We start from the raw sequence: 16,662 nt of genomic DNA on the forward strand, positions 1-16,662 counted from the left end.
CGTGGATGTCAACGCGAATAACGAACACATGTGCGATAAACGCACAAAATTTGACTCTGTAAATGGGCACGCGTCAAAGGAGTTGAATCAACTCATCGACGGGTAGGCAAGACGGCAGCCGTGATTGACGACGGAACAGGTATCGAGGTTAAAAGTTAGAAGATCCTGCTTACACCTATATCAGGTTGCCGATCTCCGTTGCGGCGCGCCGGAGGAGAGGTAAAAAGGCGGTCTGCATTTCGCGGACACTTGTGCGCTGGGCGTGGCATCCGACGTTCAATGCAGCCACCACCTCTCCGGAAGAGGCTCGAATGGGAACCGCAAGTGAGCGAAGTCCGACCTCGAGTTCCTGATCGACCAAGGCATACTCGTTGCGTCTTACCGTCTCCAGAACGTGCTTAAGTTTAGCGACGGAGACGACGGTTCGGTCAGTTCGCGGGGGAAATGGTCCGCGCGCGAGGTACGCGTCCACTTCCTCGGGGCGCAGATAAGCAAGTAGAACTCTCCCCATTGAGGTGCAGTAGGCAGGCAAGCGACTGCCGACCCGAAGATCGATGGCGATGATCCGCGAAACCGCAGCTCTGGCAATGTAGAAGACTTCGAAATCTTCCAGGGTGGCCACCGAACATGATTCTGACAACTCTGTGCTGAGGTGATCGAGTACCGGTTGAGCGACTTTTCCGAGTGGGGTTGACGAGAAATACGCTTGGCCAAGTGAAAGTACCTTTGGGCGCAGGTAATAGTGCTGTTGATCGTGCGTGCCGGCGAATCCGAGTTTAGATAGGGTATGAAGGCAGCGGCGCACCGCGGCACGCGAGATGCCGGTAAGGATGCTGATCTGGGAGACGGTGAGCTGGCGCTTGTGCTGCGAGAAAGCCTGGATGACCGACAGACCTCGCGCAAGCGATGTCATGAAATCGCCATCGACTTCCTTGGCGCCGTTTTCGGGCGAATCATGATTCTCTTCTGAAGCGGCTCTCTTTTCTGTTTGGATCGATTCGCTTCTTCTTGGCATTCCGCTCATCCTCCTACGCCCACAGGAATATAGCACAAGGTGTGCGGTAAACGGCCAAGTATTTCGATAATCGTTGACAGCGATCTTTTCGCGATGATACACGCTGTATGCGGTCACAAACTGGCCGCATGTGGGGCCACGGCGACGAAGCCGGTCTGGAAACCTGGGGTGGGTGCAGGATCGATTCGAAGAAGGGTCAATTAGGCGGTATGTCTACGAACCGAAAAGAAAAGGTCAAGGCCGTGGTACGGGTCGCGAGCGGCAACTTCCTCGAGATGTACGACTTCATGGTCTTCGGCTACTACGCCGCCGCGATTGGAAGAGCCTTCTTTCCAAGTGGTGATCCGTTCGCGTCTCTGATGTTGTCGCTAATGACGTTCGGAGTGGGCTTCCTGATGCGGCCGGTCGGCGCTGTCGTACTCGGAGCTTATACGGACAAGCACGGACGTCGTGCCGGGCTGATCTTGAGTCTCTCACTCATGTCCGTGGGGATTCTCCTTATCGCATGCATTCCTGGCTATGCCAGCATCGGGTTGATCGCACCACTGTTAGTCCTGATTGGGCGACTCTTGCAGGGCTTCTCCGCCGGAATGGAGATGGGCGGAGTGTCAGTTTATTTATCGGAGATTGCGACCCCTGGCAACAAGGGCTTTTACGTGAGCTGGCAGTCGGCGAGCCAGCAGGTTGCCGTCATGTTTGCAGCTCTGATCGGAATTGTGCTGAGTTCGACACTGTCGCTTGAGGAGATGAATCGGTGGGGCTGGAGAGTGCCGTTATTGATCGGCTGTCTCATCGTACCCGTGCTGTTGCGGCTCCGGCGCTCTTTACAGGAATCGGATGAATTCAGGGCGCGCAAGCACCATCCGCATCTAGGAGAAATCGTGCGCTCGCTGTATGCCAACCGGCGGCTCGTAATCATCGGGATGATGATGTTCACGATGATGACGGTTTCGTTTTACATGATCACTGCGTATACCCCTACATTTGGCAGCTCCGTCCTCAAGTTCTCGAACCGTGACAGTCTGTTCATCACGTTTTGTGTGGGCCTATCGAATTTGTTTTGGCTGCCAATCATGGGAGCTATCTCCGACCGTATCGGCCGTTATCCGCTCCTGATTGCCTCGACGGCGCTGATGATCGTCACCGCCTACCCCGCGATGCTGTGGCTTGTCGCAGATCCGTCTGTCGCCAGGTTGCTTGGGGTGGAGCTGTGGTTTTCCTTCATCTACGGCACTTACAACGCAGCCATGATCGTCTTCATGACGGAAATCATCCCGATCGAAGTTCGTACCATGGGCTTCTCGCTCGCGTATAGCATGGCCACCGCAGTGTTCGGCGGATTCACTCCTGCCATAAGTACGTACCTGATCGAGATAACGGGCAACCGTGCGGTACCAGGGCTTTGGCTGTCAGTAGCGGCTGTAATGGCACTCGTGGCGACATTTTTCGCGAGATCACGACAGAAGAAGAACACCTGGAAATTGCCGGTCAAAGCTGCGGTGGCTGAGAACTGAGAGAAGATGCATTTCTATTTCGAAAGAAAATCACGATACGTGCTGCTGGTGTTCTGCCTGGCTGCGATAGCTGGGCATGCGCAGGAGATCAAAGTCATGACATCGGGAGGATTTTCCGCTGCGTACCGGCAGTTGATGGCACAGTACTCGAGTGAGCACGGGATAAGGTTCGAGACGATATCCGGTCCATCTATGGGAAGCAGTCCCACTGCGATCCCAAGCCGTCTGCATCGCGGAGAAACTGCGGACGTGATCATCATGGTGCGTGAATCGCTCGATGCACTGGTCAAAAACGGAGAGGTGATCGATGGCAGCACGACCGATCTTGCGCGCTCAAGAATCGGAATGGCAGTGCGCGCTGGAGCAGCCAAGCCCGACATCAGTTCGGTTGAGGCTTTCCGGCAGACACTTTTGCGAGCAAGGTCGGTTGCATATTCAGATAGTGCGAGCGGCGAGTACATAAAGAACGATCTTTACAAAAGACTGGGCATCGAGAAGGAAATGGCTGCGAAAAGTCGACAGATTCAGGCGGAGCCAGTTGGAATGGTCGTAGCTCGCGGTGAGGCTGATCTTGGATTTCAGCAGATGAGCGAACTGATACCTATAAGCGGCATAACGATTGTAGGTCCGATACCCGAAGAGTTGCAGAAGACGACGGTCTTCTCAGCTGGGATAGCTAAAAGGAGTACCGCGCCAGAATCTGCTCGCGTGTTTATTCACTATCTAGCATCGCCCGCAGCCTGTGAGTTAATCAAGGAGGCGGCTCTCGACCCAATTGCCTGCTTGCCCTCACCGAGTTTGCCGAAAGAAGTCACACGCCCGAATCCACAATTAACGATTCCTTACGGGGCACCCATAAGCGTGGAGAATGCGAAGAAGGCTGCTGCAGCAGCGGTGGCGGAGGCGAACAAGAACAACTGGCGTATGGCGATCGCCGTTACGGATGTTGGGGGAGAGTTGGTGTATTTCGAGAAGGTAGAGGGTACACAAACAGCGAGCGTACAGATCGCAATCGACAAAGCACGTTCCACGGTGCTTTTCAAACGTCCGACAAAATGGTTTGAAGATGAGCTTGCCTCGCAAGGTATCGGACTACGTGTACTCGGTCTCCGCGGTGCCGTTCCGGTCGACGGCGGTGTGCCGCTAGTTGTGGACGGTAGAGTGGTAGGTGGCATAGGCATTTCCGGTGGCACGAACCGGCAGGATGGGCATTGCGCAGAAACAGGCGCTGCCGCGCTGAAATAACTTCAGCACTCCAAATGGATCAGGCCGATGAAAAATCGTTCGAAATAGGGAAATAGAGAATCGCTATGAGACTTATCGTTCTTCTACTCGGTACTTTCAGTTTGACTGTGGCAGCCCAAGAGGCCTCGAAGGCGGTACCAGCCAGTGGTCAGCAGTCTGCTTCGGCTACAAATCCGACATTCAAGGGAAGCATCGCTCCAAATCCCTATCGAGAAATCAAAGACTGGGCCAAGCTTCCTGACGATAGGATTTGGGGACACGTATTCGGCGTGGGCACCGACAGCAAAGGCAATGTGTGGGTGCTTGACCGTTGCATGGAGACCAGTTGTGTCAATTCCATGCAGGTGCCGCCGATTCTACAGTTCGATTCCAACGGCAACTTCATCAAGAGCATCGGTACCGGACTTTTCGTGTTCCCGCATAGCCTCTACGTTGATCATGAGGATAACATCTGGGTTGCTGATTGCGGCGTGAAGAACGGGATTGGTAACCAGGTGTTCAAGCTGAGTCCCGATGGCAAAGTCCTTCTGACATTAGGTGAGAAGGGAGTGCTAGGGGGACGCCCAGAAAACTTTGTTGGCCCCACTGATGTCGTCGTAGCTCCGAACGGAGACATCATTGTCGCGGACGGTCATGCTGCGATCGCGCTGGGCGGAGGTGAGTTCTACGGCAACACGTCCACTTCAGAGCGTTCGCGCATGCGTGTGATGCGCTTCTCCAAAGAAGGCAAACTGCTCCGGGTGTTTGGAAAAGAGGGAAGAGGCCCCGGTGAGTTCGACATGCCGCATGGCGTGGCACTGGATTCAAAGGGCCGGATCTTTATCGCCGACCGAGGAAACAATCGCGTTCAGATCTTCGACCCAGACGGCAATTTCCTGGAAGAGTGGAAGCAATTCGGCAAAGCTTGCGGACTTTACATAGACAAAGATGACCACCTGTATGTGGTTGACAGCGACTCCAACTACGACCTGTGGGACTGGAAATACTCCGTCGATGATCCCCCGAAGTGCGCCGATTGTGTGAAGCGGATACCACGCGTTCCAGATGTTGGACTCCATAACACTGAGTTCTCCCAAGGGGTGCGTATTGGCAGCGTGCTGGATGGGATTGTGAGAGCGTTCATTCCGCCCGATATGGGGCCGGAGGGACCCACGACACTGACCGAACGGATCACGGTTGACGCACAAGGCCGGGTTTTCCTCGCCGATGCTCGAACCATGAACCTGAGAGTTTTCGTGAAGAAATAGCGAGTTAAGAATCGATGGAGGCTAGTCGCTTGAGTCCACGCAAAGTCGGTTACATCCCGGGCGGCCTGATGTTGCTTGTAACACTATTTCTATCCAGCACAATGGCCGTCGGGGAAGCGACGTCTAGTTCAGCCGCGCAGCAGGGTGAGGGTTCGGTTCAGTCAGTCGCAAGCAGCGGGGAGATTTCAATAAAACATTGGGACCTGCCGAAACCGAATTCGCTTCCGCAGGACCTTTTCGTGAGCAGACGCGACGGTTCTGTGTGGTTTTCAGCTCCCGGGGTAAATGCGCTCGGAAGATTCGATCCCAAGACGCAGAAGTTTGAAGAGATCCGTCTGCGCCCCGAATCGGATCCGTATCGATTGGTTGAGCACGCGGGCAGCGGTGTTCAGAGTCGATTGTTCTTCAGTTCGCATACCGGCGGTTTCATCGCGGAGTACGACTCCCATGCCCGCGAACTCCGCGAATTGCGCATTCAGGGCGGCAAGATGCTTCTTCATGACCTCAGCTTTGATCCAAACGGGGTCATCTGGTTCACCATCATGAAGCCCAAGCCTCCTCAGTACCCGCAGGGAAGCAAAGTCGGGTTTGTGAATCTCTTCACGAGCGAGATCAAGCTAGCGGCAGTACCCGGGCGTAGTTCGAATCCGTACAGTCTCGCGGTAACTTCGAAAGGCACGCCCTTCTTTTCGGATCTCGGCGCTCCCAAACTACTGAGCATCCACCCCGTCACGATGAAAATCACGGAGCATAAGCTTCCAAGTCGTAAGAGCGGAGTGATGAATTTGACCATCACTCCAGACGATCGAATCTGGTTTACGGACAATGCGCGTGGCTATATTGGCTGCTTCAATCCTGAGACGGGTACCTTTGACGAATGGGCGTCGCCAGGTGGACCAACTAGCAGTCCGAGCGCAATTACGAATGCCGGCAAGGTGATTTGGTATTCGGAAGCGGGAACTGGTCACCTGGTTCGCTTCGATACGGAAACCAAGCGATTTCAAATGTGGACGGTCCAGAATGCCAAGCAGATCGAACAACTTTACGCGAACAACGATGGTTCCGTCTGGTTCGCCCTGCCCAAGGCGAATCAACTTGTTCGGGTAACCGTCAACCAGAAATGAACAGCGGAGCCACAGGGGACGTCGCAATTGCATGAAAGCCATTGGCCTACTTTTCATGTTCGCTTTCTCGCTCCTGCTTGGCGCATGTTCGCAGAAGGGAGACGCGACTCGCGGGAAGCGCCTGTTTGACTCCACGTGCGACGTCTGCCACTATGCGAATTCAACGAAGGCGAGGGCGGGCCCAGGTTTCGCGGGGCTCTACAAGCAAAGGGCGTTGTTGGATGGCACGCCTGTCAACGACAAAAATGTCGAGCGCTGGATCCGCCAAGGTAGCAGGCTGATGCCTGGCTACAGGAATGCGATTACTCCCGAGGAGATGCGGGATCTGCTGGCGTATCTCAAGACGCTATAACGTTCACTTGGCATTCGACAGACACCATCGTTGTCCGCTCACCGATTGTGCTCGTCGAGTTTGTGTTGAACCGTCGATTTGAACTGCAGGGGTGAAACCACATCATGGCGAAGTGTATCCAGGTTAGTTGCATCATATTGTTCTTGCTGTCTGCCCTATTTGGTGCGGATTCCGGCCGAATCTACGTTTTGAACAATAAGGGAACAAACATCCATGTGATTGATCCTTCTACGAACAAAGTCGTGCAGATCATCGAGGGTATCCCTGATCCGCACGGGGCAGCTTTTTCTCCTGACGGAAGACGCACTTACATTACCAGCGAGTCGGAGAATGCGCTCTATGAGGTAGATACGAGCAGCGGAAAGACACTGCGCAAGCTTGACGAACTGAGCAAGGGAACTGCCAACCTGCCAGCGATTACCCGAGACGGAGGCAAGCTCTTTATCTGCATCAATGGACTGAGAGACGCGTATGGACACATGCAGTCCCAACGCGGTGGTTTCGTAGATGTCGTGGATACGAAGACCATGAAGCGAACCAAGAGTATCCCTCGCCGCGGCGGGATGCATGACTGTTACATCACTCCCGACGGCAAGTACGTGCTTGCAAGTACGCTAGGCGGCAAGTTTCTTGAGGTTATCGACGTAAAGACAGAAGAGCCTCTATGGGAAGTGACATTCGACAAGGGAGTAACTACAACCGCCCAAGAACTCAATCCAGATGGTTCTACACGCAGGTTATTTTCGAACCTCACGGATTTCCGGGGATTTGCGGTCATTGATTTTGCCCAGCGCAAGGAAGTGGCCAGAATTCAACTTCCCGACGAACCGAGCGGAGTTACTCTCGGGGAAAAACTTAGGCGACGAAACCGCATTCCAACTCATGGAAATGAAGTCTCGCCCGATGGAAAGACACTATGGGTCGTAAGTCGCGGAGCGAATGGCGTGTTTGTGTATTCGCTGCCTGACTTGAAAGTGATCAACTTTGTTCCCACGCCTCGTTTGAAGAACGCGCCCGACGGAGCGGATGGAGGTGACCCCGGCTGGATTACGTTCACACCGGATGGCAAAACGGTCTACATCTCCAACGCAATGTTAAATACAGTGACGGCGATCGATGCAAAAAAGATGGTCCCAATTGCAGAGATCCCAGTTGGCGAACAACCAGATCACGTCTTTACGTTGAAGCTGCCAAAGAAGAAGAAATAGTGCGACGGGGTTCGTGGCCATTCGGATTTCAGTGCTCGCTGGGGTGAACGAAAACAAGATGCGAATCCATAACCTTGCGGTTAATTCGAATGATATCGTTGGAAACTCGGCCGAGTCTCCGGGCGCGGTGCGCCTCGATATCGGACGTATCATCGATGACGGACCCTTCACGAGATTCCAGAAAACTGTAGCGCTACTTGCGGCGGCGGCTGTCATCATGGACGGCTTTGACGGGCAACTGATCGGTTTTGCTATCCCGGTGATTGCGCAGGAATGGAGTGTCGCTCGATCCACTTTTGCCCCCGTGGTCGCCGCTGGATTGCTGGGCATGGGTATTGGGAGTGCGTGCGCAGGAATCATTGGCGATCGGTTTGGCAGGCGAGTGGCTCTAGTCGGCAGTGTATTGATGTTTGGCATCGCAACCTCTGTGGTGGGGCTTGCACCCAATCTGTTTGTAATCGGCATGCTTAGATTCTTCGCGGGATTGGGCCTTGGAGGAGCGCTCCCAACGGCCACTACCTTCGTGGCGGAGTTTGCGCCGCGACGCCGTCGCACCGTCGCAATTACCGCCACCATTGTTTGTGTGCCATTGGGAGGCATGTTGGCGGGGCTTTTCTCGGGTTATGTGTTACCTCACTCGGGATGGCGTCCACTGTTTCTGGTTGGCGGTGCGTTCCCGGTTTTTATGGCGATTCTTTTGATGTTCAACTTACCCGAATCTCCGCGATTCCTGGCGCGCCGCCGAGAGCGCTGGGCAGAGCTTTCGTCGATACTGGGCCGCTTTGGCGTTAGGCCGCCAGCAGAAGCCGTCTATTGCGATGAAGCCGAACAGGTGCGAGAGCAACACTATGGCCTTTCCTCTCTACTTGCGCCCGATTACCGACGCGATTCCGTTGCACTTTGGTCCGCCTTCTTTCTGTCGATGCTGACGATCTACAGTGCGTTCAGTTGGCTTCCGACCATGCTCGTGTCGTCGGGGCTGAGCACAGCGGTTGCTTCAGCAGGACTGACTGCGTATAACGCGGGCGGCGTCCTGGGCGCCTTGCTGTGTGCTATGGCCATTGCACGATACGGCTCTCGCATCCCGCTGCTGCTGTGTTGCCTTGCTGGAGCGATCAGCGCATTGATGCTTACCCAGCTGGGCTTTCGAGATCACAGCATGCTATTGATCTTCGGCCTGGGCGTACACGGCCTTTTCGTGAACGCCGTGCAGAGCACCATGTTCGCCCTCTGTGCTTACGTTTATTCCACCAGTGTGAGAGCGACGGGTACTGCTACGGCGGCCATGTTTGGGAGACTGGGTGCCGTAACCAGCAGTTTTGCGGGAGCCGCTGCAATAGCCTCTCTGGGGCCGTCTGGATACCTAGCTATGTTGGGCCTGACCATGCTCTTAGTGCTCGCGGCCTTAGCGGCAATCCGGCATCACCTTCCGTCAGTAATGGATGGCAAGTCCCACTAAATCACCGGGTCTGCGCGGAAAGTGTGCGATTCTGCCCCCGAGATTCAGGCTGCTTTCAACCTACTTTCTCGCGTGCGTTATTCGCACGAAGACGGTCGTTGGCGCACTAACCGGCCGTCGTCGTAAGCCAAAAAGTCAGCTTATGAGGGTAGAAGCGCGTGCAGCGAATTATCAATGTGCGATAAACGCACAGTAATTGCGATAATCGTCAACAATTACTTGACACTCATCAACGGGAAGAATACAAAATCACGCACAACATCGTTGAGTGATTTTCTTTCGTTCGACGAAACCGCAGTGGGGTAAATCGATGAAACGGGTGTTTACGCGGAATCAGTCTCGCGCGTTGGCTTATGCCGTCCTCCTTCTTCTGGCAATGCCGTTGGCGGCGGGTACCACAAGGATCTGGGTGCTTAACAACGGCAGTGAGGGAAAAGACAGCATTCACGTCATTGATACTGCTACGAACAAAGTTGTTCAAACGATAGACGGAATCGGAAAGCCGCACGGAGTTACGTTTTCTCCTGATGGAAAGCTTGCTTACGTAACCAGCGAAGTGGACGACGAGAACCTGTACGTAATCGACACCCAGACGGGAAAAATTCTCAGGAAGTCTGCGTTGAGCGGCCGTCGCGCAAACGTGCCGACCATTACCAAAGACGGAAAGCGACTGCTCGTTTGCATCGGTGCCGCAAGAGACGAGCGAGGGCTTGTTAATCCTACCTTGGGGGGCGGCGGCCTGGACGTGGTTGATACCAGTTCACTGAAAGTCCTCAAGACTCTGAGTGGGTTCACGGAAGGGCACGATTGCTACACGACGGAAGACGGCAAATATTTCGTTTCCGGCTCGGGGCAGACTTTAGTGGTGACCGATGCCAAGACGTTTGAGCCGCTGTGGACACTTCCATTCAAGGGCCGCGTCGCTACCGTTGGAATCGGAGTTGCCCCTGATGGTTCTACGGACCGCCTATACGTCGTCGAGATCTTCAATCCGGTTCGAGAATTTGCGGTTGTGGATTTCGCGGCGAAGAAGGAAGTATCTCGAGTCCAGCTTCCCGAACAACCAAGCGGGTTTAAGCTTGGGCCACCCCTGACCCGCAGGAATCGCATTCCGACACATGGCGCGGCAGTTTCTCCTAACGGAAAGATGTTTGCTGTGGTCAGTAGGGGATCGAACGCTGTCTTCTTTTACACCTTGCCAGACTTGAAATTCGTTGGGTACGTACCAGCACCCACGATCGAAAGCGCAACGCCTCCTGCCAATGGCAGCGATCCGGGTTGGGTCACCTGGACTCCCGACAGTAAGACGGTTTATGTCCCCTGCGCGGCTGCTGGAGTTGTGCAGGCCATCGACGTCAAGAGCCTAAAAGAAGTGGCTCGAATCCCAGTCGGCAAACAGCCCGACCATGTTTGGACATTGGCGTTGCCGGCAGAGCTCTCCAGCGGTAAGCCAGTGAAGACGAGTATGAAAGGCAAGTCCGAAGCAAAGAGGTAGCTCAAGCGAGCGAATGTTTCCCTTGCTGTAGCAGTGACACTTTCTTGACAGAGATTAACAAAGAGCGGAGTTCGTCCATGAAGACACGCAACCTCTTTCTCGTTGGAATGCTGATGATCATGTTTTCTGCGCTCGCGTCCGCACAGGTGAGCACTGGCACCATTTCAGGTACCGTGACCGACAGTACCGGCGCGGCCTTGCCCGGCGTCAGCGTTGTTGTTCTTAACGAGGAAACCGGCATCTCTCGTACTCTCCTAACTGATAGTACGGGGCGCTATTCTGCTCCTTCGCTTGGCCTCGGCAGCTATCGGGTTACGGCAAAACATCAGGGGCTGCGTGGAGTCACCCGGAGCGGCATCGTGCTGACGGTCGGACGAGAGGCCGTGGTTGACGTGTCCCTTGGGGTGGGGTCAGTTGAGCAAAACGTCGAAGTAATGGGCGAAGCTCCACTCGTGGAATCGACGACCGCAAGCTTGGGGTCGCTCGTTGATGCTCGCACGATGCGGTCGCTGCCCTTGAACGGACGGAGCTGGGACCAACTCGGGCTGCTTCAGCCAGGGGTCGTCTCCACGTCTCCGGGCGAGCTCACAGCCGCGCAGTCCTTTGGTACGGGGAAACGCTTTTCCGTGCAAGGACAACGTAGTACCTCGAACGCGTTCCTGCTGGACGGGACCGACATCAACGACCAGGGTAATGGCACGCCCGGCGGCGCTGCCGGAACGAACTTGGGGGTTGAAACAATCCAAGAGTTCAAGATCCTGAGCAGTTCGTTCAAGGCGGAGTATGGCCGCGCAAGTGGTTCCGTAACCACAGCGGTAACCCGCTCTGGAACCAACGACCTTCATGGCACCGCTTTCGGATACATTCGCAACAGCGCCTTCGACGCACGCAACTATTTCGATCCCGAAACCGGTCCGCCACCGTTTCGTCGAGGTCAATTTGGTGGAGTGATCGGAGGGCCTATTGTCAAAAACAAAACCTTCTTCTTTGGTGGATATGAAGGGCTGCGGCAGGGTCTCTCGCGAACGCAGGTTGCGATCGTTCCCACCGCGGCGGCCAAGCAGGGAATTCTGCCCAGTGGAAACGTGACGGTGAACCCCGTGATGCAGCCCTATCTCGACTTGTATCCGTTGCCGAACGGAAGAGATTTCGGTGATGGATTTGGCGAGTATCGGACCAATCCTACAGTCACTACTAACCAGGATAATTTCATGGTTCGGCTTGATCACCAGCTGACCTCGGGCACCAGCTTGTTTGGTCGCTATACCTACGATAAGGACAACACCAATGAACCCGGTGAACTCCCGCATCGTGCTCTGGCACAGGTAGGCCGCAGGCACTATGGCACGTTACAAGCGACGAGCATCCTGAGCAGCAAAGCCGTAAACAATTTCCGTTTCGCTTTCAATCGGTCATACAGCCTGTGGGATCCGGCTTTGATCGGTGTGCCTGATTCCCTGTCCTTCGTCCCTGGTCAGAAGCTGGGCGGCTTGATTATCGGTGGTGCTTCGGCTTCTGCAGCCATTACGTTCCTTGGCTCACCCAGCCAGGGCACAGCAGAGAGAATCTGGGCCTACAACGTTTTCCAGTGGAGTGACGACTTCACTTACATCGCTGGGAAGCATACGTTGAAGACAGGGTTCAATTTCGAGCGCGTCCAAGATAATCTGGCCCTCGGGAACTTTGTGCGAGGCGGTTATCAGTTCACGTCGTTCGCCAACATGCTGCAGGGAATCTCAAACCGGTTAACGGTTTCGGCTCCGTTGGGCGCCCTCCCGACCTGGAACTGGCGGCAGAACATCGTCGCCTTGTATGGTCAAGATGATTTCGCGGTCAATTCTCGCTTGACGTTGAATCTTGGCTTGCGGTGGGAAATCTCAACCGATCCGATCGATGGGAGAGGACAGACATCGACTCTTCCTTCTCTCACTGCTCCTGCAATGGTAGTTACGGACAGGCTGTTCAGTACCGGGAAGAAGAACCTGGAACCGCGCGTTGGTCTGGCGTGGAGCGTTAACGAGAGTGGGTCGACGGTTGTACGAGCCGCCTATGGCATGTACCACAATCTCATCCTGCCATGGGTCTACTCGCTGAACCTTTCTCTCCCTCCGTTCTATGGCAGATTCATCACCAACAACCCGCCGTTTCCGGACGCCTCAGGCAGTCTGACAGCAGGAGCCTCCGCGACCACGCTGTTTGGGCCACAGGACACCCCGACCACTCATCAGTACAACCTGTCCATCCAACAGCAGCTCACTAAGGACACGGTCCTTCAGGTTGCGTACATCGGAAACCGTGGCTACCACCTTCAGACTAGCCGCGAAGCGAACACTCCGAACCCAACATTTGTGAACGGAGAAGTGTTCTACCCGTCCGCTACTCCCAAGATAAATCCCAATTTCTCGTCAATCCTTCACCTGCAAATGAACGGTACGTCGAGTTACAACGCCGGTCAGATTACTTTGCGTAAGCAGACATCCAGTGGATTGACAGGCCAGATCTTCTACACCTACTCGAAATCGCTCGATATCAACTCCACCATCAGCGGTGCCGACAGTCGTCGCTCTCCGCAGTTGGTGCAGAATCCATACGACATCCGAGCAGATTGGGGCCGCTCGGACTTCGACCAGACGCACGCGCTGGGGTTCAACTTCAGCTATCCTTTGCCGTGGAAAGTTAACTCTACCGGCCTGGGTGCGTTGGTTAACGGATGGAGCATCGATGGAATCGCTCAGATTACGTCGGGTCAGCCGTTTACGGTTCGCCTCACCAGCGCTGTTTCTCGTGACGGAGCTCAGTTCCTCTCCGAGCGTCCGAACCTGAACGCGGGAGCCAGCAACAATCCCACGAGTGGCACATCGTCGTGTCTGACAAACCCCGATGGGAGTCCAGTCCAACTGGGTACTCCACAGAACTGGTTTGATCCGTGCGCATTTTCTCGTCCGGCTGCCGGAACCTACGGAAAGCTAGGTCGGAACACCGTCATTGGTCCGGGGCTAACCAATCTCGATCTTGCGTTGGGAAAGACGTTTGATTTGGGTGAGCGGGCGGAAGTGACATTCAAAGCGGAAATGTTCAACGTGTTCAACCACGCTAATTTCGGCCTCCCCAACACGGTCGGCTTGGCAGGTAATGGAACACCCAGCCCATCGGCTGGCGTAATCACGTACACGACGACCAGTGCCCGACAGCTTCAGTTTGGCCTGCGTATAGGCTTCTAGAGATTTGTTACCTAAGGAGCGGCCGCGCGCAGCAAACCTCGGTCGCTCCAATAACCTAATAATAAAGACGACGGGCATGCAGAAACTTCCACTGGCAACTCTGGCAATCGTATTGGGGCTTATTCCGTTTATTTCGACCAAAGCGCAGGGCCCTTCGACCCCATCCGGGCAGCCGGCCGCTCCCAAAGGCAATTCGGGAGAGGGCGAGCAAGTGTATGGCGCAAGATGCAGTGCATGTCACCAGAAGAACGGCAAAGGAATATCGAGTGCATTTCCTCCTCTTGCTGGCCACGTACCAGAAGCTTTCGCGAAGCCAGAAGGGCGTGACTATCTGCTTCGAATGGCCTTGTATGGAGTGGAAGGGCCAATCGTTGTGCAGGGAGAAGCGTTTGACGGCGGAATGCCAGGGTGGGCTCTCCTCGATGACAAGCAGCTCGCAGCAGTTCTGAATTACATATTCACGGCGTGGGGCAATGACCAGCTGCTTCCGGCTGATTTTCACCCAGTTCAGCCCTCAGAGATAGCCGCAGCGCGTGCGAAGAAGATGAGCTCGTCTGAGGTTTTTGCACTGCGCAAGAAGATCATGGCGGCAACGCCGGGGCCGCATACCACGGATGCTACTACCGTATCCGTGCATCCGTCATTCACTTCGGAGCAGGTCGAACGCGGTAAAGAAGCCTACGCAACCTACTGCGCAGACTGCCATGGTGAAGCGCTCAACGATGGCGAATATTGTCCGCCACTCACCGGCCCGTTCTTTCGGCTGCATTGGGAGAACGGCAGTGTGGCTGCATTTCATGGCAAGCTCAAGGCAACAATGCCCGTGGAGAATCCTGGCAGTCTCTCTGATCAGCAGTATGTGGACTTGACTGCGTTTGTCCTGAGCGAAAACGGATATCCGACCGGCGCAAGAGAGCTGCCGACGGATCCTAAGCAGATGTTGAAGATGAGTCTGAAGAAGGATGGCCTAGGGAACGGAGTTTCGCTCCAAGGCGTCCGCTAGGGTAAAGCTGTCGGGCGTGGACTGCGAACGGAGAAATATAGATGAGTAAACCCAAGCAGCCGACACGGCGATCGTTCCTCAAGGGCACTGCAGTCACAACCGCGGCAGTAGCCACCGGTGCGGCATTCGCGAATACTTCAGCAGAAGCCGCCGGCATTCCCCGAAAATGGAACATGGTTGCTGACGTCGTCGTCATCGGCTCCGGTATCGCGGGCACATGCGCAGCGATCGAAGCCGCCACCGCCGGAGCAAAGGTGGTGGTCTTGGAGAAAGATGCTGTTCCGGCGGGCTGCGGAAAATTGTCCGGAGGCCACATGACTGTGGCTGCCACGCATGTGCAGAAGCGGAATGGCATCGAAGACAAGCCAGAATGGCTGTACGAAGACATGATGGCAGACAGCGAATGGACCGCTGTCCCGGAACTCATTCGTAAGTATTCCGAAGGGGGAGCGGAACATATTCTCTGGCTGGAACAGAAGGGAATCAGGTTCGCCGACCAATTCCAGTCCACATCGAATGCGGATCGTATCGGCAATGGCAAGTCCAGAGGTCATAAAATCGCGGCATCTCCGGACTATCCAGGCGGCCCGCACACCGGCGGTCTCGGAATGATGTTGATGCTGCTCAGAGCCGCGGAACAGCGTGGCGTTTCGATCTTGTTGAAGCACAAGATGACTCGCTTGTTGAGATCGGAGGGGAGCGGTCCCGTTATCGGTGTTGCTGCTGAGAGTGAAGGTAAACCGCTCGCGATCAGAGCGAAACGAGCGGTTGTGGTCACCACGGGCGGCTGGTCGGGAAACCTGCGAATGGGATTAGCCGAGGATCCACGTCTCACTGACGATATCTATCCCGACTGTTGGCCTTATCGGCTTTGCCTCGGCGAAGGACATATTGCAGCGTCCGATGTGGGCGCCGAGTTGAGCAACATGGCATTCGGCCCATATCTGGTCCCGCGCTGGGGCTCGCGTGTGTACCAAATATGGGAGCCCCAGAATTTCGACACAGTTCCCAGTATCCACACCGGCCTGAAGATCCCGGATTTTCAGAAGGTCGTCTTAGTCAAGAGCGATGGGAATCGCTACCTGAACGAGATGCTGGGCAAGGAAGAAAATCCCTCTCCGAAGAATCCAAAGTTCAGCATCAAGTTACATAGCGTTCCTGAACATCCATTTTTCCAATCTTATCTAAATCTGAAAGAGCGGCCACGGAACGTGTGGGCCGTGACTGATGGCGACGGTGCTGCTGCACTCGGCTGGACCCGCCACCTTGATGAGATTAGTAATCCAGACCCAAAGTCGGGCATCGCTTTATACCCGGGCATGGTCGCCACGGCTGGGACACTGCGCGAACTCGCCTCGATCATGATGGTCGATGCATCCGGACTGGACGCTACAGTGTCTCGGTACAACGGGTTTGTTGATAGTGGGAAAGACACCGATTTTGGCAGGCCGGTGCTGTCGAGCAAGATAGTTCGAGGGCCCTTCTACGCAGCAAAGTTGGCGATTCTCAAACACACTTGCCGGAACGGTATTCGTGTGAATACGCGTGGGCAAGTACTCGATCGCGCGGGACTGCATGACGAGGGCAAAGTGGGCTCGATCGATGACGAAAGAGTTATTCCTCGCCTGTATGCGGCTGGTGAATGCGCACACTACCTAGGCCGTTACCGCGGGCACGGAACTCTCGGTATCTACTCGTTTTATGGGCGGATGGCAGGCATCCATGCGGCCGCGGAGAAGTCCTCGGCGTAATGGCGTGACATGCCGTGGCTAAAGTGGC

General features: G+C 55.1%; 12 protein-coding genes. 11 read left to right on the forward strand and 1 reads right to left on the reverse strand.

Going from position 1 to position 16,662, the window contains the following annotated elements:
• Positions 1-175 precede the first annotated feature (175 nt).
• Positions 176-1,015 carry an IclR family transcriptional regulator C-terminal domain-containing protein gene (locus VN577_22870; GenBank protein HWR17690.1) on the reverse strand — a complete coding sequence of 280 codons (840 nt, stop codon included), beginning with the start codon at positions 1,013-1,015 and terminating at the stop codon, positions 176-178.
• Between the two features lie 209 nt (positions 1,016-1,224).
• Here VN577_22870 and VN577_22875 point away from each other — a divergent pair, with 209 nt between their 5' ends.
• The 11 genes from VN577_22875 to VN577_22925 all read left to right on the forward strand — a co-directional run bounded on the left by VN577_22875 (position 1,225) and on the right by VN577_22925 (position 16,634).
• On the forward strand, positions 1,225-2,529 hold the full coding sequence (locus tag VN577_22875) for an MFS transporter (protein HWR17691.1): 1,305 nt from the start codon (positions 1,225-1,227) through the stop codon (positions 2,527-2,529).
• A 6-nt stretch (positions 2,530-2,535) separates the two neighbouring features.
• Complete coding sequence (locus tag VN577_22880; GenBank protein ID HWR17692.1) at positions 2,536-3,774, forward strand: substrate-binding domain-containing protein; 1,239 nt, start codon at positions 2,536-2,538, stop codon at positions 3,772-3,774.
• 65 nt (positions 3,775-3,839) lie between these two features.
• On the forward strand, positions 3,840-5,021 hold the full coding sequence (locus tag VN577_22885) for a peptidyl-alpha-hydroxyglycine alpha-amidating lyase family protein (protein HWR17693.1): 1,182 nt from the start codon (positions 3,840-3,842) through the stop codon (positions 5,019-5,021).
• 29 nt (positions 5,022-5,050) lie between these two features.
• Complete coding sequence (locus VN577_22890) at positions 5,051-6,145, forward strand: hypothetical protein (protein HWR17694.1); 1,095 nt, start codon at positions 5,051-5,053, stop codon at positions 6,143-6,145.
• Between the two features lie 31 nt (positions 6,146-6,176).
• Complete coding sequence (locus VN577_22895; GenBank protein HWR17695.1) at positions 6,177-6,497, forward strand: cytochrome c; 321 nt, start codon at positions 6,177-6,179, stop codon at positions 6,495-6,497.
• 104 nt (positions 6,498-6,601) lie between these two features.
• Positions 6,602-7,705 (forward strand): hypothetical protein, encoded by a 1,104-nt coding sequence (locus tag VN577_22900; protein HWR17696.1) that lies wholly within the window; start codon positions 6,602-6,604, stop codon positions 7,703-7,705.
• Positions 7,706-7,763: 58 nt separating this feature from the next.
• Complete coding sequence (locus VN577_22905; protein ID HWR17697.1) at positions 7,764-9,164, forward strand: MFS transporter; 1,401 nt, start codon at positions 7,764-7,766, stop codon at positions 9,162-9,164.
• Between the two features lie 310 nt (positions 9,165-9,474).
• Positions 9,475-10,659 (forward strand): hypothetical protein, encoded by a 1,185-nt coding sequence (locus tag VN577_22910; protein ID HWR17698.1) that lies wholly within the window; start codon positions 9,475-9,477, stop codon positions 10,657-10,659.
• A 77-nt stretch (positions 10,660-10,736) separates the two neighbouring features.
• A complete protein-coding gene (locus VN577_22915) occupies positions 10,737-13,880 on the forward strand; it encodes a TonB-dependent receptor (GenBank protein ID HWR17699.1) in 3,144 nt (1,047 codons plus the stop codon).
• Between the two features lie 76 nt (positions 13,881-13,956).
• Positions 13,957-14,883, forward strand: coding sequence for a cytochrome c (locus tag VN577_22920; protein ID HWR17700.1), 927 nt, complete (start codon positions 13,957-13,959; stop codon positions 14,881-14,883).
• 41 nt (positions 14,884-14,924) lie between these two features.
• The gene (locus VN577_22925) at positions 14,925-16,634 is read left to right on the forward strand and encodes an FAD-dependent oxidoreductase (GenBank protein ID HWR17701.1); all 1,710 of its coding nucleotides are present in this window, start codon (positions 14,925-14,927) and stop codon (positions 16,632-16,634) included.
• Positions 16,635-16,662 lie beyond the last annotated feature (28 nt).

The organism is Terriglobales bacterium (assembly GCA_035561515.1).
Classification (GTDB): Bacteria; Acidobacteriota; Terriglobia; order Terriglobales; family Acidobacteriaceae; genus DATMXP01.